This is a genomic window from Paraburkholderia phenazinium, assembly GCF_900100735.1.
Classification (GTDB): domain Bacteria; phylum Pseudomonadota; class Gammaproteobacteria; order Burkholderiales; family Burkholderiaceae; genus Paraburkholderia; species Paraburkholderia phenazinia.
Map to the genome: position 1 here is coordinate 181,036 of NZ_FNCJ01000009.1, position 24,639 is coordinate 205,674.

The following is a 24,639-nucleotide window of genomic DNA, read 5'->3' on the forward strand; positions in this document are numbered from 1 at the left end:
GCGCGCACCCGCTGCGCGCCGCAGCCCGAATCATCGCAGATCAGCGCGAAGTTGACGCGCGCACGATCAATTCGCCCGGCAGCAGGCAGTCGCGCACGGCCGTCTGAACCCCGTCGATGCGCTCATGCAGAAACTCCACCGCGCGGTAGCCGATCTGATAGGTCGGCTGGCGGATCGTCGTGATGCCGGCGAATTCGGCCCATTCGGGGTCGTCGATGGAGAGCAACGCAATGCGTTCCTGCCAGCGCGCGCCGTAGCGTGTGTTCAGGTGACGGGCCAGACACAGCGCGACGGGAGCGTTGGCGGCGAACAGCGCGAGGCGACGTACGCCCTTGGCGGCAGCGCCGTGTGTATCGCCGGGGACGGCGCCAACTGGAGCGTCGTGCGGGGTACCGGCCGTGGTGGCATCGACGCTCGCCGCGTGCATGAGGTCGAGGGTGGCGCCATGCGTAAGGTCGACGGTGGCGCCAGTGGTGAAGTCGTGGGAGACATGGGCTGCGAGCTCGAGTGAAGCGTCCAGGGTGCGATCCAGCTCGGCCAAGGCGCCCTCCACTGCCGCTGCATCGCCCAGTTCCAGCACGACGGTCCGGCCTCGCGCACGCGCTTGCCCGTCGATCACCGCACGAAACGCCGCCTCGCGCAAGCGCCGCGAACTGACGTGCTCGAACGGTTGCACGACAAACCAGATGTCGTCGAAGCCGCGCTCCAGCAGATGGTGCGTGCCCAGTTCGGCCGCCGCCGTATTGTCGAGCCCGACCAGGTCGGCAACGAGACCATCCACCATACGGTCCACCAGCACGGCGGGAATCCCCCCTTCCCCGACCGGCCGCAAGGTCTCTTCACGCACGCCGAGCGCGTTGACGATCACCCCCTCCACCCGGTAGGTGGTGAGCAGTTGCAGGTAGCGTCGCTCCATCTCCACTTCGTTGGCCGCATGGCAGATCAAGAGCATATACCCAAGCGCATGGCAGGCTGCTTCGACGCCCTGCAGCACCTCGACCGAATACGGATTGGTCAGGTCCGCGACCAGCATGCCGATCAGCCGGTTGCGGCCGCGCTTCAGACCGCGCGCCATCTGATTGGGCTGATAGTCGAGCCGTTCGATCGCGGCTTCGATGCGACCACGCAACTCCGGCGACAGCACGCTCAGCTCGCCGTTCAGATAGCGCGAGACGCTGGTCTTGCCGGTGCCGGCTTCGCGGGCGACGTCGCTGATGGTGGCGCGGCGCGGCGCGAGGGTATGCGGGGTGCTCACGGTGTGCTCACTTGCGTAGAACGTCGCGATTCACGACGTTGCGCTTCAGCGTGCCGTCGAGCGCGGCGACGAGATTTTCGGCCGCGTTCGACGCCATCGCATGGCGCGTCTCGTGAGTCGCTGAACCAATGTGCGGCAGCGCCACCACATTGGGCAGCGACAGCAGCGGCGAACCGGCAGGCAGCGGCTCGGTTTCGAACACGTCGAGCCCTGCGGCGTGAATTGTACCGGCTCGCAACGCGTCGACCAGCGCGGCCTCGTCGACAGTCGCGCCGCGCGAGGCGTTGATCAGGATCGCGCTTTTCTTCATCGCGCGCAGTTCGGCCGCGCCGATCAGGTGCTGCGTCTCGGGCGTGAGCGGCACCTGCAGACAGACGAAATCGGCCGTCGCCAGCAGCTCGGCCAGTTCGACGCGGCGCGCGCCATAGGCCTCTTCCGCTTGCGGGTTCGGGCTGCGGTTGGTGTACAGCACCTGCATGTTGAAACCGAGCGCCGCGCGCCGCGCCACAGCGCCGCCAATGCGACCCAGCCCGACGATGCCGAGCGTCTTGCCCTGCACATCCACACCGAACTGCGCGGGGCCGATGCTGCTGTGCCACTGCCCGGCCTTGACCCAGTCGGCCAGTTCGACCACCCGGCGGGCCGTCGCAAGGATCAGCGAAAACACCGTATCGGCGGTCGATTCGGTTAGCACGTCGGGGGTGTGCGCGAGCACGATGCCGCGCTGCGTGAGATCGGCGACATCGAAGTTGTCGTAGCCCACCGAGATGGTCGAGAGCGCCTTGAGCCGGGTTGCGCCGGTGAGCATGGCCGGGGTGATCTTCACGCTCGCGCCGATCGCGCCGTCCGCATCCTTGAGCGCGGCGACGAACGCATCATGTTGCGCGGCGTCGACCTGCACGACCTCGGCATGCTCGCGCAGATAAGCGAGCACATCGTCGGGCAGCGGCTTGTAGGCGACAATCTTTTTCATCTGCTTATTTTCCTTGCAATGGTGTGGCGACGAGCTGCGCGGCGGCCGCCGGCTGCGGCTTCACGGCGAGCGTCAAAATCACGGCGGCGACCAGCGCCACGCTCATGAACGCATACGATGCAGCCGGAGAGCCGGTGGCGCCGTTCAGATAGCCGACCACATACGATCCGACGAATGAGCCGAGCGCGCCCATGCTGTTGATCAAGGCCATTGCACCACCGGCAACATTCTTCGGCAACAGTTCCGGCACGATGGCGAAGAACGGTCCATACGGCGCATACATCGCCGCCCCGGCGACGACCAGCAAGGCGTACGAAATCCAGAAATGCGTCGAGCCGATGGCATAGGAGGCCGCAAACGCCACCGCACCGATCAGCAAAAACGGCCAGACGAACACCTTGCGACGATTCAGTTTATCCGAAGCCCACGAAGCACCCAACATGGCGATGGTCGCGGCCAGATACGGCAGCGCCGAGAGCCAGCCGGTTTCCACCATCCCGAGCGTCGAGCCGTTCTTGAGAATCGACGGCAGCCACAGCACGAAACCGTAGACGCCGATACTCCAGCAGAAATACTGTGCGCACAACTTGATCACCGCGGCGGAGCGGAACGCTTCGGCGTAGTTGCGCATTGGCTTGATGGCAGCCTGTTCGGCACGCAAGGTTTCGGCGAGATCGTCTTTTTGCTGTTGCGTGAGCCACGACACCTGCGCCGGCTTGTCCTGCACGATGAACCACCAGCAGACGGCCCAGATGATGGCCGGCGCGCCTTCCGCGATGAACATGTGGCGCCAGCCGAACGAGTGCACCAGATACCCGGACACCACCGACATCCACAGCACCGTCACCGGATTGCCGAGGATCAGGAAGGTGTTGGCGCGCGAACGCTCGCGTTTGGTGAACCAGTTGCTGATAAAAATCAGCATGGCAGGCATCACGGCGGCTTCGACCACGCCGAGCAGAAAGCGGATCACCATCAGCGACGGGATATTGCTGACGATACCCGTGAGCGCCGCGCAGCCGCCCCACAGGATGAGGCTCCAGAACACCAGCTTTTTGACGCTGCGGCGTTCCGCATAGATCGCGCCGGGGATCTGGAAGAAGAAGTAGCCAAGGAAGAACAGCGCCCCGATCAGCGACGCCAGCCCCTTGCTGATGCCGAGATCCTGATTGATCCCGGCCGCCGACGCGAAGCCGAAATTCGCGCGGTCGAGGTACGCGAGGCTGTAGGTGATGAATACGATCGGCATGATCGTCCACCAGCGGCGAATCGCAAGCGATGAGGTCATGGATGTCTCCTATCCTGAGTCCTGAATCCGTTGGATCGGGGTGCCGTGGGTTGCCGGGTGCTTATACCAGCGTCTGCGGCATCTTGTTGTTATGTTTGAAGAGTTTTACTTCAAAGGGCTTAAGTCCAAGCCCATGCCTCAAGCGCCGTGGGTCAAAGCAGCACCCGTGGCGCAGGCATCGGCCTGCTCCAGAACGTCGAGCTCGGCGCGGGTCGGCAGGCCGTCCGAGTCGCCGATCACCTGGATCGCCAGCGCGCCAATCCGGTTGCCGCGCGCCACGGCTTGCGGCAGCGACCGGCCTTCCAGCAAGGCGCTGACCACGCCGACCGCAAAACCATCGCCCGCCCCCACGGTGTCGACCACCCTGGCGACCGGCTGGGCGGCGACCATGCCTTCATCGTCCGCCGTGCGGTAATAGGCGCCCTGCGCACCGAGCTTGATGATGACGCCACTTGCGCCGCGCTCCAGATAGAAGCGCGCAATGTCCTCAGGCTTCGTATACCCGGTCAGGATCTCGCCTTCGCCGATGCCCGGCAACACCCAGTCCGCGAGTTCAGCCAGTGCATTCAGGCTTTCGACCATCGCCGCACGCGACGGCCATAGCGTCGGACGCAGGTTCGGATCGAACGAGATCGTCTTGCCTGCGGCTCGCATTTCTCGCGCCAGCAGGAAGGCCAGTTCGCGCGACGACGCGGAGATCGCCGGCGCCACGCCGGTCAGGTGCAGGTGGCGCGCCGGCAGCACGTAAAACGGCGCGTAGTCGTCCGGCGACAGATGACTGGCCGCCGAACCTTTGCGGAAATATTCGATGGCCGGGTCGCTGCCGTCGTCGTTTTTCGACTTGAGCTGAAAGCCCGTGGGATAGCGCTCGTCGGTCGTCACGCGCTGCTGGTCAATGCCTTCGCGGCTCAAGGTCTCGCGCACAGACTGGCCGAACGAATCCTTGCCGACCCGGCTCATCCAGCCCACCTTAAAACCGAGCCGCGCGAGACCGATCGCCACATTCAGGTCAGCGCCCGCGACGCGTTTGGTGAACTGGCCAACCCCCGCGAGCGGGCCGGTTTCGGCGGCGACGAACATCGCCATTGCTTCGCCGTAGGTGATGACATCGAGTGTCGGATTCATGCGGTCTCCTGATCGTATGAGTTCATGCCGTGCGCGTGGGCATCCAGCGGATTCGCTTGGCCCATCACGCGCTAGCCAGCCATGCAACGTAATGCGACGCGTCCGCTGCGGCACGGCTCGTGTCAAAGGGGAATTCGATGCCGCGCGGCGCCTCGCGGGGCAAGAGCCGCAGGGCCGCGGCGAATGACGGATCGTCCGCCGCCGGGGCCACCGCAAAGCGTCGTGCGCCCTCGCCCGCGACCGCCTTGCAGTGGATATATTCGACACGCGGCGCGAGTTGCCGCGCGGCTTCGAGGGGCGCTTCGCCCGGCCACTGCCAGTTGCCGATATCGAAGGTCATGCCGAGGACGTCCGCCCGTCCCTCGCGCTGCAATGCGTCGAACAGGCTGGCGAACTGGACCAGCAAACCGCCTTCGCGCAATTGGCCGTTTTCGACCACGAGGCGCGCACGTACGCCCTGCAGGCAAGCGGCGATCCGGGCGCCATATGCGTGGGCCTGGCCGTTAGCAGAGAAAGAGAAATCGTCGCGCGCGCGGTCCGCATTCACGGAGCTACCCGCTTCGCCCGTGCCAGCACCGAACCCGCCAAGCTGCAGCTTCACGAAGCGCGCGCCGAGCGCATCCGCCTGCGCCGTGGCGAGCCGCAAGGCGGCTTCGTCGAGCGCACCGCTTGCCGTGTAGAGCGTCGCGGGCGTCGAGAACACCGGCCACATCCCGTGCGCGGCGATCGTTTCGCCGAGCGCACGCAAGGCCGGCAAGCCAGCCTGCGCCTCGGCGGCAAACAGCTCGCAGCGCACCTCGAAGGCCGCCGCACCCGCGCGCGCCGCGACTTCCGCCCAGACCGCGTGGCCGTCGCTCCGAATCGCATCGGCGCCGAAAGCGCTCGCGACAATCGCTACCTCGGACATTTCGAAATTACCCTGCTTTCTGTCGATTCTGCACAAATGGAACCGGTTCCATTAAATTGTTTAAAAAAAGCGCCAATGCGCTTCGATGGCCAGATAGTGCTCCTCGAGCGAACCTTAGCGCCATAGTGGAAATCCCTAAAACACGCTCGCAGCCTGTGATGTGCATTTGGCACGCTCCGGCGAGGCCGGGCTCCAACAGAATCAGGCCGCATCCTCAGCGGTCAGCGTCAGAAACCGCTCGACCACCCGCGACGGTGCGCTGGCATGCGGGATCAGGATCGAGAAACGCCGTGTCAGCGGTTCGGGGCTGAGCGAGAACAGGCATAAGGCCCCACCCTCGTGCCGCATCGACATGGCCGACACGAAGCCGATCCCCATCCCCGCGCGCACGGCCTCCTTCACACCTTCGACGCCGGCAATCTCGAGGGCGACCCGCATCGACACCCCGGCGCGCGCGAACGCCCGCTCGACCATCTGCCGCACGCCCGAGCCGGCCTCGCGCAGCACCAGCGGGTGCGCACCGAGTGCTTCCAGTTCGATCCGGCCGGCCGGCGCGCCGACACCCGGAGCAGCGCCGCACCCAGCAGCCAAACCCTGCGCGAGCGGATGCGAGCGCGGCATGATCGCCACGATCTCGTCCTCCCGCCATGGATGCACGGCGGTATCCGGCGGCAGATCGGCCCCAACCGGCCCTTCGACCATCGCGATATCGAGCGAAGCCAGCGCCCCGACGATATCGGCGGTATTGCCGTCGACGGTATGCAGGCTCACCTCCGGATAGCGCCGATGAAACCCGGCAATCAGATACGGCAACAGGTAGCTAGCCGGCGTCGTGCTCGCGCCGACCCGCAGCGTGCCGCTTTCCAGTCCGCGCAGCGCATCGCGGTAGGCATGCGCCTGTCGCCAGGTGTCGCGCAGACGGCTGGCGTAGCTGGCGAGCTGTTCGCCCGCCGGGGTCAGCCGCACGCCGCGGCCGTCACGCTGGTAAAGCGCCTCGCCGAACTCGTCCTGCAACTGGCGCAACTGCCCCGACACCGCCGGCTGCGACAGATGCAAGGCAACCGCGGCCCGGCTGATGTTGCGATGCTCGGCGACCGCGGCGAAGGTTATAAGCTGGTCAGGGGTCATGATGGACAAATATCGATCCAGCCGATAGTTTATGTCACAAATGACGATTTTTCATATCGATATATTCAAATTAGGATTAGCGCATCGAATCAGAACCGCCTTCAAGGCGACCGCCATGTCCACCGCCCAGCTTCACGCCGCTCACGGCCACCCCGTTTCCTCCACCCGAGGACAGCTCAACGGCATCCTGTTCGTCGCCCTGTTCGCCGCCGCCGTGACGCGCATCGCTGCGCTGCCGGCGATTGCCGGTCTCGGCCTTAGCCCGCTGATCGTCGGCATCGTCGCCGGCGCCCTCTATGGCAACGCGCTGCGCGACGGCATGCCCGCCAGTTGGGCGGCCGGCGTCAACTTTTCTGCACGCAAGCTGCTGCGCATCGCCGTGGCGTTCTTCGGCCTGCGCGTGAGCCTGCAGGAAATCGCCCAGGTCGGCTTGCCGGGCCTCGCGGAATCGGCGCTGGTGGTCGTCAGTACGCTCGCCATCGGCACCTGGGCCGGCATGAAACTAATGAAGCTCGACCGCGACACGGCGCTCCTGACTGCCGCCGGCAGTGCGATCTGCGGTGCGGCAGCGGTGCTCGCCTTCGAATCGACGCTGCAATCGAAGCCGCACAAGAGCGCGATGGCGGTCGGCAGCGTGGTGCTGTTCGGCACCCTGTCGATGTTCCTTTATCCGATCCTGTTCAAGGCCGGTTGGCTGCATCTGGATACGATCGGCGCGGGCCTGTTTTTCGGCGGCACGATTCACGAAGTAGCGCAGGTGGTGGGCGCGGCCAGCAACGTCAGCCCGGAGGCCACCCACATTGCGACCATCGTCAAGATGACGCGGGTGATGCTGCTGGTGCCGGTGCTGCTCGTGATCGGCGTGTGGATCAACCGCCCGGCGCGCAACGCGGCGGCAGGCGCCAAGTCGGCTGCCCAGCACGCCCCGCGCAAGCTGGCGATTCCCTGGTTCGCGCTCGGTTTCCTCGGCTTCGTGTTGGTGAATTCGCTGCACGTTCTGCCCGAAGCGGCCACCCAGACCTTGAACATGCTCGACACTTTCGCGCTGACCATGGCCATGACCGCGCTCGGTATGGAAACCCGCATTTCGCAGATCCGCGAAGCCGGTCCGCGCGCGCTGACTACCGGGCTGATCCTGTACGTGTGGCTGATCGGCGGAGGTCTGGGCATCACCTGGGCCGTGCAGCGCCTGCTTGGCTAATGAACCCGCTGAGCCAGCTTGAAGCACCAGGTGGACTCGCCAGATTGAAACGTGAGACCCGCCTGGCGCGCCTTGCCACGAACCCCGCCGCGTGCGGGGTTTTGCGCATCTGTGCGCACAATGCAGCGCGCCCAGGCGGCATACTGGCCGTGCGCGCGATATCGTTCGACGGGCGCGCGCCATCTGAACCAGCCGAATGAGGATCAATCGATGAGCTTTGAACTCTACTATTGGGACGGTTTGCAGGGTCGCGGTGAATTCGTGCGGCTCGCGCTGGAGGAAGCGCGCGCTGACTACGTCGAAGTCGCGCGCGGCGACGAAGCCCTGGGCCTGGGCACGGCCTCGATGCTGGCCGTGCTGGGCAGCAGGAGCGAGGCCTGCCCGCCATTCGCGCCACCCTTTCTGCGCGACGGCGAGCTGTTGATCTCGCAGACCGCCAACATCCTCTTCTACCTCGGCCCGAAGCTGGGCCTCGCGCCCGCCGACGAGGGCCTGCGCTATGTGGCGAACGGCCTGCAACTGACGATCGCCGACGCCGTCACCGAAGTTCACGACACCCATCATCCGCTCGCGAGCGGCCTCTACTACGAGGACCAGAAGGATGCGGCCAGGCTGCGCGCGCATGATTTCATCGACCACCGGCTGCCGAAATTCATGCGCTACTTCGAGCGCGTGCTGCAGCAGAATCCGGCGGGCGACGCGTATCTGATCGGCGCCACGCTAACCTACGTCGATCTCTCGATGTTCCAGTTGATCGACGGTCTGCATTACGCCTTTCCCAAGGCGACCAGGCGTTTCGGCGAGCACTACCCGTGCCTCGCCGCGCTGCACGATGCGGTCGCCGCGCGCCCGAACATCGCGGCCTATCTGGCTTCGGAGCGGCGTCTCGCTTACAACGAGTCAGGCATCTTCCGACACTACCCGGAACTCGACAAGGCCGCCCGGTGACCATCCTGACGGCTCTGACGGTTGATCGCAGCCGGCGCGGCAAGCGAGTGTTGCGCCAGTCCAAAACCTCTCTGTCGGGCGGCTCCCACGCACGCCGCGCAATGCTATTCTTGCGCGCGGTTTCTCCCCACTCATCACCTGGCCTGCTGCCGTCGTGCTTTCATTCCTGCTGAAGCTGCGCACCCGCGCGCAAGAGATGTTCCGGCTCTCGGACGCCCACACGATGCTGGTCTGGTCGGTGGTGGTGGGCGTCGCGGGCGCGTTTGCGACCATCGCCTTTCGCGAGGCCATCGCACTGCTGCAACTGGGCTTTGTCGGCCGCTCGGGCAGTTTCGTGGAGATGGCGCGCAGCCTGCCGTGGGCCGTACGCATCTGCCTGCCCGCTGCGGGCGGCCTGATTGCCGGCTTCCTGCTGCTGGTCGCGCGGCGCCATGCAGACAAGAACAGCCATACCGACTACATGGAAGCCGTGGCGATCGGCGACGGCGTGGTGCCGGTGCGGCTGAGCTTCTGGCGCAGCGTGTCGTCGCTGTTCACCATCTCGAGCGGCGGCTCGATCGGCCGCGAAGGGCCGATGGTGCAACTGGCCGCGCTCGCGGCCTCGCTGATCGGCCGCTGGGTGCATCTGGACCCGGCGCGGCTGCGTCTCCTGGTGGCCTGCGGCGCGGCTGCCGGTATTACCGCTGCATATAGCGCGCCGATTGCGGGCGCCTTCTTCGTCACCGAGATCGTGCTCGGCTCGATTGCCATGGAGAGCTTCGGCCCCGTGGTGGTCGCCGCGGTGGTCGCCAACATCACGATGCGCGAGTTCACGAGCTACCGCCCGCCTTATGAAATGCCGGCATTTCCGCCGGTGGCAGGCCTCGAAGTGCTGCTGTTCGTCGCGCTCGGCCTGCTGTGCGGCGCAGCGGCGCCGCAGTTCCTGCGCATGCTCGACCTGTCGAAGGCCGGTTTTCGCAAGCTGCCCTTGCCGCTGCCGGTGCGGCTCGCGCTGGGCGGCCTGGTCGTGGGCATCCTGTCGGTGTGGTCGCCCGAGGTGTGGGGCAATGGCTATAGCGTCGTCAATTCGATTCTCCATTCGCCGTGGACCTGGGGCGCGCTCGTCTTCGTGCTGGTGTTCAAGCTGGTCGCGACCGCCGCCACCGCCGGCTCGGGCGCGGTGGGCGGGATTTTCACGCCGACGCTGTTCGTCGGCGCGGTGGTCGGTTCGCTGTTCGGCCAGGGCATGCATGCACTGTGGCCGCATGCGACTTCGGCGCCCTACGCGTACGCCATGGTCGGCATGGGCGCGTTCCTCGCCGGCGCCACCCAGGCGCCGCTGATGGCGATCCTGATGATCTTCGAGATGACGCTCAGCTATCAGGTCGTGCTGCCGCTGATGCTGTCGTGCGTGGTCGCGTATTTCGCGGCGCGCGCCATCGGCAAGACGTCCATGTACGAGATCACGCTGCACCGCAACCGCGAGGAACAGGAACGCGTGCGCCTGCGCGCCACCCAGATGCGCGAGCTGATCCGCCCGGCCGAGACGGTGGTAACGCCAGGCGCCACAGTGCAGGACATGACGCGGGTGTTCCTCGAATACCCGGTGAAGTATCTCTATGTCGCCGACGAGCACGGCTCCTTCCTCGGCGTGGTCGCGCTGAAAGACATCACCTCCGACCTGCTGGAAAAGCGCGACACCGCGACGAAGAGCGCCGCCGACTACTTGCAGTCGCACTTCGACGTGCTGACGCCCGACATGCCGCTTGGCGTCGCGCTGCAGCACTTCATGGCGTTCCAGGGCGAGCGGTTGCCGGTGATCGAAAGTCTCGCGGATCCGAAACTGGCCGGGGTCGTCTATAAGACTTCGCTGCTCGATGCCTATTTCCGGATGAATCCGACCCGCTGAGCGAGTCTGCCGCCGCGATTGCGCCAAGGTTGCCCCACGGTTGCCGCCTGGCGCCGTGGCAAAGCCCGGCATCCGCCCTACAATAAAACGAGCAGCACGCCGCCTTGCGCGGCGCGGCTTCGGCCCGGAGCAAAGATGAGCGATCCATCCATCGATGCGGTGCGCCGCGATCAGGCGGGCTGGATTTTCTTGCATATCGAGGGCGAGCCGTACGACCGTGGCGAACAGCACGGCCAGTTGCTCGCCGCGGAAATCCAGAACGCGATCCGCACCGCCCGCTATCTCGCGAAATGGGACACCGGCGAGGATTTCGACACCTTCGTCACCGCTGCCGCAGCCCAGTTCGCGCCCCGGCTCGACACCGAATTCGCCGACGAAATCCAGGGTATCGCCGACGGCGCGAAGCTGCCGTTTGCCGAGGTGCTCGCGTGGAACGGTTACATGGATCTGCTGCAAAGCTGGTGGCCGAGCCACGTGGCGGCGCAGCAACCGCGCCTGGGTATCAAGCCGTGGCGCGGCCGGCGCGGCCACCACTGCAGTGCCTTTATCGCCACCGGCAAGGCCACCCGCGACGGCCGCATCGTGATGGCGCACAACTCATGGGACCGCTACGCAGCGGGCGACGCGTTCAACGTGATCTTCGACATCGTGCCCGAAGCCGGCCACCGCATCCTGATGCAAGGACTGCCTGGCTGCATTTCGAGCCTCACCGATTTCTGGATCAGCGCCGCCGGCCTGATGGTGACCGAAACCACCATCTCCAACTTCGCCGGCTACAACCCTGCCGGCGCGCCGGAGTTCTACCGCTCGCGGCGCGCTACGCAGTACGCGAACAGTATCGGCGAATGGTGTGAGATGTTCGCGATCGCCAACAACGGCGGCTATGCGAATAGCTGGCTGCTCGGCGATGTGAAAACCGGCGAGATCGCCCGCTATGAACTTGGCCTGCACTACTCCGGCTTCGAGAGCACCAAAGACGGTTTCTACAGCGGCTACAACACCGCGACCGATCTGAAGATCCGCAATCAGGAGTGCGTCGGCGAAGGCGAAGACTATACGGACGTGCGCAAGAACGGCGCGCGGCGGCTGCGCTTCATGCAGCTTGCGGAACTGCATCACGGCAAGATCGACGTCGAACTGGCGCGGCAGATGATTGCCGACCATCACGACGTCTATCTGGACCGCCACGACAACCCCTGTTCGCGCACCATCTGCGGCCACCTGGAACTGGACGACGCGCGTTTCGGCGGCTCGGATCAGGGGCCGTTCAATCCATGGGGCGCCAATGATGGCAAAGTAGTGGACAGCGAGATGGCGCGCGAGATGGCCTTCGACGCACGCTGGGGCCATCCGTGCGGCCGGCCGTTCGACGCGCAAGCCTTCATGAAGCGCCACCCGCAATGGAACTGGCTCAACGGCTATATGCAGGATCGCCCGTCGTGGCCATGGACGCGCTTTGAGGTCCTGCGTTAGACCCTCGCACCGGCATTCCCAACGCAAGCCCGGTTTTTCTGCGATGATTCATGTAGACGGCATCAGCCCTCGCGGTCTTGCTACGCTTTGTGTTTGTTTCTGTGGCACTTTTTTGCGGTACCTGGAAGATTTGCCGTCTAAGATGGAAGAAGTGCGGCGCGTCGCGAACGTTGCTGCACGAGGCGCGCGCCTCCCCTGCGGCCGCAGGAATGGCACAGCGCTTGCTGCAGTCTCTGCGCTGCATGAGGAAAGGAGGTCGGGCGATGAAAACCTCGACACTGATGGTGATGGTCACGCTGTCGGCTTCGTGCTTCGCAGCGCCGGTTCACACTGCGCTCGACAGCACCGTCAATAGCGCGGCGGAACGCGCCAACGCAGCACCGGTGGCGCCGGCTGCCCCCGATGTCGCCGTCACGGGCGGGAACCGGCCGCAGCAATGGGAACATATCGCGCTGCCGAAGTCGCGCCATCTGGAGCGCGGCCTGAACGCGCAGGACGAACATCTGCAGACCTGAGCGCCGCTTCGTTACGGCGTCGCTCGCAGTTCGACGATGCCGTATCCCGCCCTCTGTCGTGCGTAAGACCGCGCGCCACGCAGCCGCATAATCGTCACACCAATCAAGGAGCGCGTGCATGGCCAACCCGGCAATTCCTGGCGAATCGATGGATCTGCAGATCAGCGACGTGTTGCGCGAAGTCGCCTATCCGATCAACAAAGACGGCCTCGTCGATGTCGCGCGCGAAGCTGGCGTGAGCAATGAAGTGCTGGCGATGCTCGACGGCTTGCCCGAGCAGGACTATGCCGACATCGACGCCGTGACCCGGCTGCTTGGCAGCAACTACGGCCCGGGACTCGGCGCCTGAACCCGTCAATCGAACCATGAGCGTGATCTTGAAGGCGCACCGCGGCGCCGGCGCAGCCGTGGACTGGATTGATCGTGCGCCGCAGGCGGGCGGCATCGAGCGCATCGAAGCGTTCTTTCATCACACCGCCTACGACCTGCACCGCCACGATACCTATGCCATCGGCCGCACGCTCTCCGGCGTGCAGAGCTTCCATTACCGCCGCAGCCTGCGCAACAGCGTACCCGGCACCACCATGGTGCTGCATCCCGACGAAGCGCACGACGGTCAGGCCGGCACCGACGAGGGCTTTCGCTACCGCATGGTCTATGTCGAACCGGCGCTGTTTCAGCAGGCGCTGGGCGGCAAGGCGCTGCCCTTCGTCGAAGGTGGAATTTCGCACGACCCGCGGCTGTTCGCGGCCACCGAGGGGCTGCTGCAGGCAATCGATTGTGCGCTCGATCCGCTCGAACAGGACGACGCGATTTTCGAACTGGCGATGGCGCTCGACGCCGTCGCCGGCGCGGCGCCGCAAGCGGGCAAGCGGCGCGCCGACTATCAGGCGGCGGAACGGGCGCGCCAATACATACACGATTCACTCGACCACGCGGTGACGCTGGATGACCTGGCAATGGCGAGCGGCCGCGACAAATGGAGCCTGTCGCGCGACTTCCGGACGCTGTTCGGCACCAGTCCGCACCGCTATCTGACCATGCGGCGGCTCGACCTGGTGCGCCGGCTCGCTACCGAGGGCCGGCCGCTGGCCGACGCTGCGGCCGCCGCCGGCTTCACCGATCAAAGCCATATGACGCGGCACTTCACCAAGGCTTGGGGCATCTCGCCGTCGCGCTGGTTGAAAATGCTGAACCTCGCGACGAATGCCGGGCCTGCTTCAGGCCCACGCTCGGGTTTCATCGCGAGCCGCTAGCGGGCTTCGCGCCGCTGGACCCGCTGAGTCTTCATAGCGCGACACCGGATCGCCACTGCATCGTGCACATTCGTACAAGACGAGCCCGCACGGACGCCGTACGCTCATCTGCATCCTTTGCCACCACCCGGGAGTCCAGCCATGTCGAGCATGCCGGCCAGCACGGCCACCGAGGCGCCGTACCGCGCCATCAATTTTGCGGACAAACTCGCGCAGATTCACGACCAGTGGCAGCAGCGCGTAGTGGCCGAAATGAACGATTACCAGTTCAAGGTGGTGAAGATCGAGGGCGACTTCATCTGGCACGAGCACGCCGATACCGACGAGACCTTTATCGTACTGGACGGCCACTTGCGGATCGACTTCCGGGACGGCGCCGTGCATGTAGGCGCGGGGGAGATGTTTGTCGTCCCGCGCGGCAAGGAGCACAAGCCATACGCGCAGAAGGAAGTGCAGATGCTGGTGATCGAGCCGCGCGGCGTGCGCAATACCGGCGAGGAACAGAACGAGCGGACGGCGGCGAACGATCTGTGGATCTGAGCGATTGAAGCAGACTGGGTGACGCGTGTTCGCGCCGCCCAGTTCAGGCTTTACTTTTCAGGATTCACGCTGCGCAGCACGAGCTCACACCGCGCGCTTCACACGTCATGATTCATGCATCAGACCGACTGCGCCGCCACCGGTCGCGGCTCGCGAACGTAATACAGATCCCACTCGCTCTCGGCAGTTTTAACGAAGCCGTGGCGCTGGTAGAAACGATTCGAGGCGCTCTCGCGCAACGCCCCCACCTTGACCGGCAAGCGCTGCGCGTCGGCATCGGCCAGCACCGCGTCGAGCACCGCTGCGCCGACGCCCTTGCCTTGGTGCGCTGGGACAATGTACAGATGATCGAGCAACAGATGAGCGGACTCGGGCCTGACCAGCACAAAACCTGCCTTCTCGCCGTCGACGAGAATGTAGCGGCAATACCTGGCGTCGAACGAGGCGAGAAACCTGTCACGCGCACGCACTGGATCGAAGCGGCCAATCCGCTCCAGACTCTCGCGCATGGCGTCGATACGGATCTGCACCAGCGTGTCTGCGTCGTTGCTGGTGGTATGGGTGAAAGTTACGTTCAACGCGTCATGCTCCCCGGATAGCGTAGGCGGACGTGCCGCGGATAGTCGGGGCGCATAGGCTTGCAACCCCGCCGACCCGCAGTATCGCCTGATTGCTGCGATACGCTCAAGGGCAGTGCACTAGCCTTGCAAACCGGCGGACAGCGGCTCCGCCATACGTGCGCTCCGGGACACCTTGCGCGCGCCCTGGGTCGCCGCGGTTGCTGCGCTCGCCACGGTCACTGTGCCGCGCGCCACTAACGCCGCCTCGTCGAGGTCGTCGAACTCCGGCAGCGCCAGTGCGCGCTCGGCCACTGCGCGCTTCGCTTGCGCCACGCGCGCCGCCGCGGCCGGTGTAGCCGCCGCGTCACCGGGCAGGTACGGCGCCATGCGGCTGAAATGCTCGACCAGATGGTCGATGAAGGTGCGCACCTTGGCCGGCAAGTGATGGCGGCTCGGATACGCAATCGTCACCTCGACCTGCGGCAAACGGTAATCGTCCAGCAGGCGCACCAGCTTGCCGCGCTCCAGGTCGCGGCCAATCAGATAACTCGGCAGGATGGCGACGCCCATGCCAAGCAGTGCGAACTGTCTGAGCATCTCTGTGTTGTTCGCCACGATCGCATTGGTCGGCCGCACTCGCACTTCGCTGCCGTCGGCACAGGTAAACACGCGCTCATCACCACCATACTCCGCGGGCAGCGAGAGGCTCGGGTGATCCTGCAGGTCTTCGGGGCGGTTCGGCCTTCCGTGTGTCTGCAGGTACTCAGGGGTCGCGCACACGGTCATGTGGCCGGTTGTCAGACGCCGGGTGACGATGCTCGCGCTGCGCATCTGCCGGGCAATCAGCACTCCCACGTCGAAACCCTCTTCGACCAGGTCGACGTGGCGATCGACCAGCGTGACATCGGGAATGACTTCCGGATAACGCTGGGCATACGACTGCAGCACCGGCGCGAAGTTATGCAGTCCGAACACCACCGGGGCGACGATGCGCAAGGTGCCGACCGGCTCGTGATTGCGCGCCACCACCATCTGCTCGACCCCTTCGAGATCGTCGAGGATCGGCCGGACCCGTTCGAGGTAGACCCGGCCCGACTCCGTCAGCGACTGGCTGCGGGTCGTGCGGTTGAGCAGTCGCGTGCCGAGCCTTTCTTCGAGGTCGGCGACGTGCCGCGTGACAACGGCGGTGGAAATACCCATCACACCGGCGGTACGGGCAAAGCTGCCGAGTTCGGCCACTTTGACGAAAACGCGCATCGACTGCAAATGATTCATGGAGCCACTCCTGCCGCGGTTAAAGCCACGCTATGCAGATGATTGTATCGAGTGCTCATGGCCCAACCCTGACCTGAAGATGGCAAAACGGTCAGTTTGGTATGCATGTGGAATTAAACGGAGTTGCGCGTAGTTCGCGGCACGAAGGCGGCTGGGCGACCATGGTTGCGCACTAATAAAATGCGTGCCAACACAGGCCAATGGGACCTCTGACGGACTAGGTGAAAACCCTAATTTGCGATATGATTGAGGGCGAAAGGAAGATATCGCCATGCCACATCGTTTTCAGGTTTTCGAAAGAATCGCGTTTTCGCTGGTCGTGTTGTCTGCAGTAGCCTGCTCTGCCTTCATCGCCTACGAAACCAACCCCGAGATCCGGCAAGTTCTGCACGCCGGCAAGACCGCGCTGCAATGGAGCGGCGAGTATTCGTTCGTCTGCGCCTCGCCGGTCACGGACGCCTGCGCCAACCTCCCGGTCGACTAAGCCGGGATTTCAATCTTCAGACGAGTAACCCGGGCGTGCCCGGGCGTGCAATACGCCCAGGCCGCCGGTTCACCTCACTGCTTCACATCGCGCCCAAACACCACGCGCGAGAAGAACCCCGCCAGCACCGCTTCTGCCGTCTCGGCCGGGACGTTGCGCGGGTCGATCGTGTGGAAAAACTGCACGCCTTCGCACAATCCCATCAAGCCCATCGCCAGCGTTTCCGCCGGTAGCAGCAACGGCGTGCCCGCGCGCGCCGAAAACGCGCGGATATATTCGCTCATCTGCTCCAGCTTCTCGTGCAGGAATGCATTGAAGTTCGCCCGGAAACGGCTATCGCGCGCCGCCAGCAGCTTCGCTTCCATCCATAGCAGAAAGCATTTGTCGTCGCGCGGCAGATTGCTGTAGTACGCGAGCACGCGTGCTTCCAGCGTTTCGCGCGTCGCCCCTTCTTCGAAGATGCCCTCCAGCGCCGCCTGCATCTCCTCGTGGTCGCGCCTGAGCAACTCGAGGAACAGCTCCGGCTTGCTGCCGAAGTTCGAGTAGAACGCTCCGCGCGTGTATCCCGCCGCCTCAGCGATGTCTTCGACACTCGTTGCGACGAACCCTTTCTTCATAAAAATAGCTTGCGCGGCGTCGAGCAGCCGCAGGCGCGTCTGGTCTTTGCTCTGTTCGCGTGTGAGTCTTTGGCGTTTCATGCGGATTAGTTTAGCACCGGAAAGAATTCACATACGACTATACATTCGGATACAGGTGTGTATTAGAATGCAGCACATCATCTAAAGCAACAGTCTTTTGCACGTGCTGTCTCAAACGTGCCTCGCTGGCCAGCCGCTGCGGCTTGCCGTGTTCGCTCGCTGTCTCCTGATTGGGGTTATTGTGAATCGTCCCGGTTGTAGCGCGTCGCATCCGATGCGCAAGCACTCTCATCCGCATCCCCGTTCCGCCCCCGCACGCCGCGTGGGCCAGGCCCTCGCGCTGGCCGGTCTCGTCATGCTGGGAGCATGTCATCAAAAAGAGGCGGCAGCCCCCGCGCCGCGGCCGGTGGTCGCCGTGGCGGTGCATGCCGACGGCAGTCCGGTGTCGGCGTCGCTGCCAGGCGAAGTGCAGGCCCGCTACTCGACACCGTTGTCGTTCCGGATTGCCGGCAAGATCATCGAGCGGCGCGTGCGGCTCGGCGATACGGTGAAGATCGGCGAGATCGTCGCCCGCCTCGACCCAGCGGATGCGCAAAAGAGCGCCGCCAGTGCGCAGGCGCAACTCGACGCCGCCCAGCACAGCCTCGTCTACGCGAAGCAGCAACTGGATCGCGACCAGGCGCAGGCGCACGAAAACCTGATCTCGGCGGCGCAGCTCGAACAGACCACCAACGCGTACGCCTCGGCGCTGGCCCAGCGCGACCAGGCGGCGCAGCAAGCCGCATTGCAGAAGAATCAACTGCAGTACACCGACCTGCCCGCCGATCACGCCGGCGTCATCACCGCCGAAGACGCGCAGACGGGTCAGAACGTGTCGGCAGGCCAAGCCGTCTATAACCTCGCGTGGAGTGGCGACGTCGACGTGGTGGTCGACGTGCCGGAAAGCACACTCGCCGCGCTCGCGCTCGGCCAGACCGCCAAGGTCACGATGTCGGCGCTGCCGGGGCGCACCTTCAGCGCCCGCGTGCGCGAGCTGTCGCCCGCAGCCGATCCGCAAAGCCGCACCTATCGTGCGAACCTCACGCTGCTCAATCCCGGTCCCGACGTGCGGCTCGGCATGACGGCCGACGTCGCGCTCAGCTCCGGCACTGCTGCGAGCGAGTCGTCGGCCTCGTACACACTGCCGTCTACTGCGCTGTTCCACGACGGCAACGACCCTGCAGTATGGGTCGTGAGCGGCAGCGACAACATGCTCGAGCTGCGCCGCGTGCAGGTCACGCGCTATAACGAGCGCACCGTCGCGATTACTGGCGGCCTGAAAGAAGGCGAGCGCGTCGTGCTGCAAGGCGTGCACACCGTCACGGCCGGCGAGAAAGTCCATCCGATCGCCCCGCTGCATCCCGAGGACTTCGCTTCATGAGCACAACCCATGAACACGAAGAGGGACGCTTCAATCTGTCCGCGTGGGCGCTGCGCCATCAGGCGCTGGTGGTGTTCCTGATTGCACTCGCCACCGCGTTCGGGATCCTCGCTTATACGAAGCTCGCACAATCCGAAGACCCGCCGTTCACCTTTCGCGTGATGGTGATCCGCACCTTCTGGCCGGGAGCAACCGCCCGTCAGGTGCAGGAAGAAGTCACCGACCGCATCGGCCGCAAGCTGCAGGAAACACCGTATATCGACTTCGTGCGCAGCTACTCGCGCCCCGGCGAATCGCTGATGTTCTTCTCGATGAAGGACTCCGCGCCGGTCAAGGCTGTGCCGGAAACCTGGTACCAGGTGCGCAAGAAGGTCGGCGACATCGCCTCCAGCTTGCCGCCCGGCATTCAGGGGCCGTTCTTCAACGACGAGTTCGGCGACGTCTACACCAATATCTACACGCTCGAAGGCGACGGCTTCTCGCCCGCGCAACTGCACGACTACGCGGATGAACTGCGCACCGTGCTGCTGCGCGTACCGGGCGTCGGCAAGGTCGACTATTTCGGCGACCCCGACCAGCACATCTACATCGAGATCGCCAACACGCAGTTGACGCGCCTGAACGTCTCGCCGCAACAGATCGCCCAGGCCATCAACTCGCAGAACAACGTCTCGGCGGCCGGTACCTTGACGACCTTCGACGACCGCGTCTTCGTGCGCCCGACCGGCCAGTTCAAGGACGTCAACGCGCTCGCCGATACGCTCATCCGCATCAACAACCGCTCGTTCCGCTTGGGCGATATCGCCACCATCAAGCGCGGCTACGACGATCCGGTGTCCACCCAGATGCGCTATGACGGCAAGGCGGTGCTGGGCATCGGCGTGACGATGCAGCCCGGCGGCGACGTGATCGAGCTCGGCAAGGCGCTGGACAAAGAGTCCACGGTCCTGCGCTCGTATCTGCCGGCCGGCCTCAAGCTCGTCGAAGTGTCGAGCATGCCGCATGCGGTGGCGAAGTCGGTCGACGACTTTCTGGAAGCGGTCGCCGAGGCGATTGCAATCGTGCTGGTGGTCAGCCTCGTGTCGCTGGGCGTGCGCACCGGCATGGTGGTCGTAATCTCGATTCCGGTCGTGCTCGCCGTCACGGCCCTGTTCATGTACCTGTTCGATATCGGCCTGCACAAGGTCTCGCTCGGCACGCTCGTGCTCGCGCTCGGGCTGCTGGTGGACGATGCGATCATCGCGGTCGAGATGATGTCGGTGAAGCTCGAACAGGGCTGGAGCCGCGCCCGCTCCGCCGCGTTTGCCTACACCAGCACCGCGTTCCCGATGCTTACCGGCACGCTCGTCACCGTCTCGGGCTTCCTGCCGATCGCGCTGGCCAAATCGAGCACCGGCGAATACACGCGCTCCATCTTCGAGGTCTCGGCGATCGCGCTGATCGCCTCGTGGTTTGCCGCTGTCGTGCTGATTCCGCTGCTCGGCTATCACATGCTGCCGGAGCGCAAGCGCCAGGCACACGAAGCGCACGACTACGAGCACGATATCTACGACACCCGCTTCTACAAGCGCTTGCGCGGCTGGATTAGCTGGTGCATCGAGCGGCGTTTCGTGGTGCTGGCGATCACCGTCGGACTGTTCGTGGTCGCTCTGTTCGGCTTCTCGCTGGTGCCGCAGCAGTTCTTCCCGAGTTCGGACCGGCCCGAGTTGCTGGTCGACGTGCGGCTGCCGGAGGGTGCCTCGTTCGAGGCAACCTTGCGCCAGGCGCAGCGACTCGAGAAAGCGCTGGTGGGCCGTCCGGAAATCGATCACTCGGTCGACTTCGTCGGCAGCGGCGCGCCGCGCTTCTACCTGCCGCTGGACCAGCAATTGCAGCAGCCGAATTTCGCGCAGTTCGTGATCACCGCGAAGTCGGTCGAAGATCGCGAGAAGCTCGCGAAATGGCTCGAAACGGATTTGCGCAATCAGTTCCCGGCAATCCGCACGCGTTTGTCGCGCCTCGAAAACGGACCGCCGGTCGGTTATCCGGTGCAGTTCCGCGTGAGCGGCGACGACATCGCCACGGTGCGCTCGATTGCCGAACGCGTCGCCGCGACGATGCGTGCCGACCAGCGCACCACCAACGTGCAGTTCGACTGGGACGAGCCGGCCGAGCGCTCGGTGCGCTTCGAGATCGATCAGAAGAAGGCGCGTGAGCTGGGTGTCACCTCCGACGACGTGTCGAGCTTCCTCGCCATGACGCTGTCCGGCTATACGGTCACGCAGTACCGCGAACGCGACAAGCTGATCAGCGTCGACCTGCGCGCGCCGAAGACGGAACGCGTCGATCCCGCGCAGCTCGTCACGCTGGCCATGCCCACGCCGAACGGTCCGGTGCCGCTGGGCACGCTCGGCCACATGCGCTACGACCTCGAGTACGGCGTGATCTGGGAACGCGACCGGCAACCCACCATCACCGTCCAGTCGGACGTGACGGCCAACGCGCAGGGGATCGACGTGACGCATAGCGTCGACAAGGCCCTCTCCCAGATCCGTGCGACGCTGCCGGTCGGCTATCGCATCGAAATAGGCGGCTCGGTCGAAGAAAGCGGCAAGGGTCAGACCTCGATCAACGCGCAGATGCCGATCATGATCGTCGCCGTGCTGGTCCTCCTGATGATCCAGTTGCAGAGCTTTGCGCGCGTGCTGATGGTGGTGCTGACCGCGCCGCTCGGCCTGATCGGCGTGGTCGCGACGCTGCTGCTGTTCGGCCAGCCGTTCGGCTTCGTCGCGATGCTCGGGGTGATCGCCATGTTCGGCATCATCATGCGTAACTCGGTGATTCTGGTCGACCAGATCGAGCAGGACATCGCCGCCGGGCACAAACGCTTCGACGCCATTGTGGGCGCCACCGTACGGCGCTTCCGGCCGATCACGCTGACGGCGGCCGCCGCCGTGCTGGCGCTGATTCCGCTGTTGCGCTCGAACTTCTTTGGGCCGATGGCGACCGCGCTGATGGGCGGCATCACAAGCGCCACCGTGCTCACGCTGTTCTACCTGCCCGCACTGTACGCGGCCTCATTCAGGGTGCGCGGCGACGAACGCGAGCCGCCAGAAGCACCGCACGCGTTGCACTCGGGAAATTGATCATGGCTAATCCTGTCTTCAAACGTGTTGGACACGCCCGCGCGCTGGCGCTGAGCGGCACCGCCCTTGCGCTCGCGGCCTGCTCGTTCGGACCGAACGGCAACCCGCCGGCGCTGCCGCAACCGGCCCACTACGGCATTGAGCCGCAGGTCACCGAAACCGTGCCCGCGCAAGGCGTAACCCAGCAGTTCGTGGTGGGCGCGCAGCCGGTGCCGACGTGGTGGCATCTTTATCAGTCGGACGACCTGAACGCGCTGGTCGATGAAGGCCTGCGCAACAGCCCTACGCTCGCAGCCACCGACAAGAGCCTGACTGCCGCACGCGAGCAGTTGCACGCGCAGATCGGCAGTTCGATGCTGCCCACGATCGACGCTAACGGCCAGGCGGCGCGGCAGCGTGCACTGGCGATTCCGGAAGCCGGACCGAACACGTTCCTCTACAACACCTTCGTCGGGCAGTTGCAGGCGCAGTACACGATCGACCTGTTCGGCGCGTCGCGACTTGCCAACGCCGCGCTCGCGTCGCGTGTGAACGTGCAGGTGTTCCAGCTGGAGTCGGCGCGGCGCGCGCTGGCCGCCAATATCGTCACTGCGGCGATCACCTCGGCCGCATTGCATGCGCAGATCGACACGACCGAGCGGCTCGTCACACTAGCCAACGACGACGCGCGCGACATGGCGCGGCGCTACACGCTCGGCGCGGTCTCGCATGCCGACATGTTGAACGCGCAACAAAACGCGGCGTCGCTGTCGGCCAGCTTGCCGGGTTTGAAGCAACAGTGGACCACCACGCGGCATGCGCTCGCGGTGCTGCTCGGCCGCACGCCCGATGCCGCGCCCACCGATCTCGATCTGGCGCAATTGCATGTGCCCGAGCAGGTGCCGGTGGTCGTGCCGTCGGAACTGCTGCGCGCGCGTCCGGACATCCGGGCCGCCGATGCCGCTCTGAAGGCGGCGGCAGCGGACGTCGGCGTTGCGACGGCGCGGATGTACCCGAGCTTGTCGCTGACGGCTTCGATGGGTCAAGGCGGCTTTAGCTGGCCGGCGGCGATCTCCGGTGCCGGTGCGATCTGGGCGGTGGCCGGTTCGCTGTCGCAGCCGATCTTTCATGGCGGGGCATTGTTCGCGCAACGCCGTGCGGCGCTCGCCACTTATGACGCCACCACCGAGCAGTACAAGCAGACGGTGCTGAGCGCGTTCCAGAACGTGGCCGATACGCTGGCCGCGCTCGAACACGACGCCCAGGCGCTCGATGCCGCGAACGTTGCGGCGCGGGCGGCGCACGGAATTTCGGATGAGACTGCGGCGCGCTATCGGCTTGGTGCCGTGCCGGTGTCGGCGGCGCGTTCGAGCGAGCAGCAGTTCCGTAATGCGCAGCTCGACGAGATCCGCCTTGCCGGGGCTCGCCTGACCGATACGGCGGCGCTGTTTCAGGCGATGGGCACGCCGCCGGTGGATGAGGCGAGTGCCTCGGCGACTAAGGGAACGGCGGGAACTGTGGGTGCTGCAGGATCGCCGGGAGACTCCGGTACTGAGGGTACTGCTGGGTCAACCAGCGCCCAAGGGGCTCCGGCGGCCGCCGCTTCGATGCCTATCTCGACGTCAAAGTCCGAAGGCACTGCACCGGGCTAAGCGCGGTGCATGGCCAGGGCGCGCTCGCGGCCTGGCCTCCCCACTACCACGTCATCAATACACCGCCGGCTCCCCCACCGGCCGGTGCTTGAAGCGCTTATGCACCCAGTAGTACTGATCCGGAATCCGGCGCACCTGCGCTTCGAGGAACTCGGTAATCCGGCGCGCATCGACGGTGCTGTCGGCAGACGGAAAATCGCTTAGTTCTTCGAAGATCGTCAGTTTGTAGCCGCGATAATCCGGCAGCACCTCGGTGACGAACGGCACAACCCGTGCGTTGCCCGCCTTGGCAAGCCGCGACACCGAAGTCAGCGTGCACGCAGGCACCCCGAAGAACGGCACGAACACCGAGTCGCGCAGACCGAAATCCATGTCCGCGGCGAGCATCACCGGCTTGCCGTCGCGCAGCACACGCAAGGCCCGGCGCACGCTATCGCTGCGCGGAATCATCTCGGTGCCGAAACGGCCGCGCTGACGTTTGGCCATCTCATCGAACAACACGTTCGACATCGGCGTGTATAGCGAAGCGACCGGATGGCGCGTCGAGTACATCATGCAGCCGGCCTCGATCCCCACGAAGTGAAAGCCGACAAAAATGGTCGGCCGTGCATGCGCTTCTGCCAGGTCGATCGCGCTCTCCACTTCCACCAGCCGCGAGATCGCCTGGGCATTGCCGAACCATTGCGGTCCACGTTCGACATAGCTGCGAATCACATGGCAAAAGTGCGCGCGTGCAAGACGCTCGCGCTCCGCCTCGCTCATGTCCGGAAAGCACAGTTTCAGATTGGTATGGACGACACGGCGGCGCGTGCTCGGAATGCGGTAGAGCAGCGCCCCGATGCCGGTGCCGAGGCGCGCGAGCACGCCGTATGGCAGGAGCGCGAAGACGCGCAGCAGTCCTGTCATCAGATAGATGAGTATTCGGCTTTTCAAGGGAAAATCCCGGTTGAGAGCGTGTAGCAAACACCTCGTCGGCGGCACACCTGAGCGGCCGGGGCGAAGTGACATG

Annotated in this window: 21 protein-coding genes and 1 pseudogene; 12 read left to right on the top strand and 10 right to left on the bottom strand. The window is 65.0% G+C overall.

The features are described 5' to 3' along the window. Positions 1-40 precede the first annotated feature (40 nt). The 6 genes from BLQ92_RS20975 to BLQ92_RS21000 form a co-directional block, all read right to left on the bottom strand. Positions 41-1,255, bottom strand: coding sequence for a LacI family DNA-binding transcriptional regulator (locus BLQ92_RS20975; protein ID WP_090686449.1), 1,215 nt, complete (start codon positions 1,253-1,255; stop codon positions 41-43). A gap of 7 nt (positions 1,256-1,262) precedes the next feature. Next, a complete protein-coding gene (locus tag BLQ92_RS20980; RefSeq protein WP_090686450.1) occupies positions 1,263-2,228 on the bottom strand; it encodes a 2-hydroxyacid dehydrogenase in 966 nt (321 codons plus the stop codon). A 4-nt stretch (positions 2,229-2,232) separates the two neighbouring features. Further along, a complete protein-coding gene (locus BLQ92_RS20985) occupies positions 2,233-3,516 on the bottom strand; it encodes an MFS transporter (RefSeq protein WP_090686451.1) in 1,284 nt (427 codons plus the stop codon). Positions 3,517-3,654: 138 nt separating this feature from the next. Further along, positions 3,655-4,641 carry a sugar kinase gene (locus BLQ92_RS20990; protein WP_090686452.1) on the bottom strand — a complete coding sequence of 329 codons (987 nt, stop codon included), beginning with the start codon at positions 4,639-4,641 and terminating at the stop codon, positions 3,655-3,657. Between the two features lie 64 nt (positions 4,642-4,705). Further along, entirely contained in the window at positions 4,706-5,548 is an 843-nt protein-coding gene (locus BLQ92_RS20995) for a TIM barrel protein (protein ID WP_090686453.1), read from the bottom strand. Between the two features lie 201 nt (positions 5,549-5,749). After that, positions 5,750-6,676: a LysR family transcriptional regulator gene (locus tag BLQ92_RS21000; RefSeq protein WP_090686454.1), complete on the bottom strand. Its 927-nt coding sequence runs from the start codon at positions 6,674-6,676 to the stop codon at positions 5,750-5,752. Positions 6,677-6,791: 115 nt separating this feature from the next. On the opposite strand from BLQ92_RS21000, the gene BLQ92_RS21005 reads away from it, so the two are divergent. The 8 genes from BLQ92_RS21005 (at position 6,792) to BLQ92_RS21040 (ending at position 14,497) form a co-directional block, all read left to right on the top strand. Further along, positions 6,792-7,877: a YeiH family protein gene (locus BLQ92_RS21005; protein ID WP_090686455.1), complete on the top strand. Its 1,086-nt coding sequence runs from the start codon at positions 6,792-6,794 to the stop codon at positions 7,875-7,877. Positions 7,878-8,087: 210 nt separating this feature from the next. Next, the gene (locus BLQ92_RS21010) at positions 8,088-8,825 is read left to right on the top strand and encodes a glutathione S-transferase (protein WP_090686562.1); all 738 of its coding nucleotides are present in this window, start codon (positions 8,088-8,090) and stop codon (positions 8,823-8,825) included. Positions 8,826-8,979: 154 nt separating this feature from the next. Next, positions 8,980-10,713: a ClcB-like voltage-gated chloride channel protein gene (locus tag BLQ92_RS21015; RefSeq protein ID WP_090686456.1), complete on the top strand. Its 1,734-nt coding sequence runs from the start codon at positions 8,980-8,982 to the stop codon at positions 10,711-10,713. A gap of 135 nt (positions 10,714-10,848) precedes the next feature. Further along, positions 10,849-12,186, top strand: coding sequence for a C45 family autoproteolytic acyltransferase/hydrolase (locus BLQ92_RS21020; protein ID WP_090686457.1), 1,338 nt, complete (start codon positions 10,849-10,851; stop codon positions 12,184-12,186). A gap of 263 nt (positions 12,187-12,449) precedes the next feature. Then, positions 12,450-12,701: a hypothetical protein gene (locus BLQ92_RS21025; protein WP_090686458.1), complete on the top strand. Its 252-nt coding sequence runs from the start codon at positions 12,450-12,452 to the stop codon at positions 12,699-12,701. A gap of 118 nt (positions 12,702-12,819) precedes the next feature. Then, entirely contained in the window at positions 12,820-13,050 is a 231-nt protein-coding gene (locus BLQ92_RS21030) for a DUF2795 domain-containing protein (RefSeq protein ID WP_090686459.1), read from the top strand. A 16-nt stretch (positions 13,051-13,066) separates the two neighbouring features. After that, positions 13,067-13,957 carry an AraC family transcriptional regulator gene (locus BLQ92_RS21035; protein ID WP_090686460.1) on the top strand — a complete coding sequence of 297 codons (891 nt, stop codon included), beginning with the start codon at positions 13,067-13,069 and terminating at the stop codon, positions 13,955-13,957. Between the two features lie 141 nt (positions 13,958-14,098). Then, positions 14,099-14,497, top strand: a complete 399-nt coding sequence (locus BLQ92_RS21040) for a cupin domain-containing protein (RefSeq protein WP_090686461.1) — start codon at positions 14,099-14,101, stop codon at positions 14,495-14,497. Positions 14,498-14,616: 119 nt separating this feature from the next. Here BLQ92_RS21040 and BLQ92_RS21045 read toward each other — a convergent pair whose 3' ends face one another. Continuing rightward, complete coding sequence (locus BLQ92_RS21045) at positions 14,617-15,075, bottom strand: GNAT family N-acetyltransferase (protein ID WP_244106142.1); 459 nt, start codon at positions 15,073-15,075, stop codon at positions 14,617-14,619. A gap of 368 nt (positions 15,076-15,443) precedes the next feature. Next, positions 15,444-16,332, bottom strand: a pseudogene (locus BLQ92_RS21050) (LysR family transcriptional regulator); the annotation flags it as partial. Between the two features lie 271 nt (positions 16,333-16,603). Here BLQ92_RS21050 and BLQ92_RS21055 point away from each other — a divergent pair. Beyond that, positions 16,604-16,816: a hypothetical protein gene (locus BLQ92_RS21055; protein WP_090686463.1), complete on the top strand. Its 213-nt coding sequence runs from the start codon at positions 16,604-16,606 to the stop codon at positions 16,814-16,816. 74 nt (positions 16,817-16,890) lie between these two features. Here BLQ92_RS21055 and BLQ92_RS21060 read toward each other — a convergent pair whose 3' ends face one another. Then, the gene (locus tag BLQ92_RS21060) at positions 16,891-17,514 is read right to left on the bottom strand and encodes a TetR/AcrR family transcriptional regulator (protein ID WP_090686464.1); all 624 of its coding nucleotides are present in this window, start codon (positions 17,512-17,514) and stop codon (positions 16,891-16,893) included. Between the two features lie 214 nt (positions 17,515-17,728). Between BLQ92_RS21060 and BLQ92_RS21065 the strand changes: the two genes are divergently transcribed. Genes BLQ92_RS21065 through BLQ92_RS21075 form a run of 3 tightly spaced genes read left to right on the top strand, consistent with a single transcriptional unit; the run spans position 17,729 to position 23,630 of the window. Beyond that, positions 17,729-18,874 (top strand): efflux RND transporter periplasmic adaptor subunit, encoded by a 1,146-nt coding sequence (locus tag BLQ92_RS21065; protein ID WP_090686564.1) that lies wholly within the window; start codon positions 17,729-17,731, stop codon positions 18,872-18,874. Next, the gene (locus BLQ92_RS21070) at positions 18,871-21,999 is read left to right on the top strand and encodes an efflux RND transporter permease subunit (protein WP_090686465.1); all 3,129 of its coding nucleotides are present in this window, start codon (positions 18,871-18,873) and stop codon (positions 21,997-21,999) included. Before BLQ92_RS21065 ends, BLQ92_RS21070 begins: the two co-directional genes overlap by 4 nt. Before the next feature lie 2 nt (positions 22,000-22,001). Beyond that, positions 22,002-23,630, top strand: a complete 1,629-nt coding sequence (locus tag BLQ92_RS21075) for an efflux transporter outer membrane subunit (protein WP_090686466.1) — start codon at positions 22,002-22,004, stop codon at positions 23,628-23,630. Positions 23,631-23,684: 54 nt separating this feature from the next. On the opposite strand, the gene BLQ92_RS21080 is transcribed toward BLQ92_RS21075, so the two are convergent. Next, positions 23,685-24,563: a lipid A biosynthesis lauroyl acyltransferase gene (locus BLQ92_RS21080; RefSeq protein WP_090686467.1), complete on the bottom strand. Its 879-nt coding sequence runs from the start codon at positions 24,561-24,563 to the stop codon at positions 23,685-23,687. Positions 24,564-24,639: the final 76 nt, after the last annotated feature.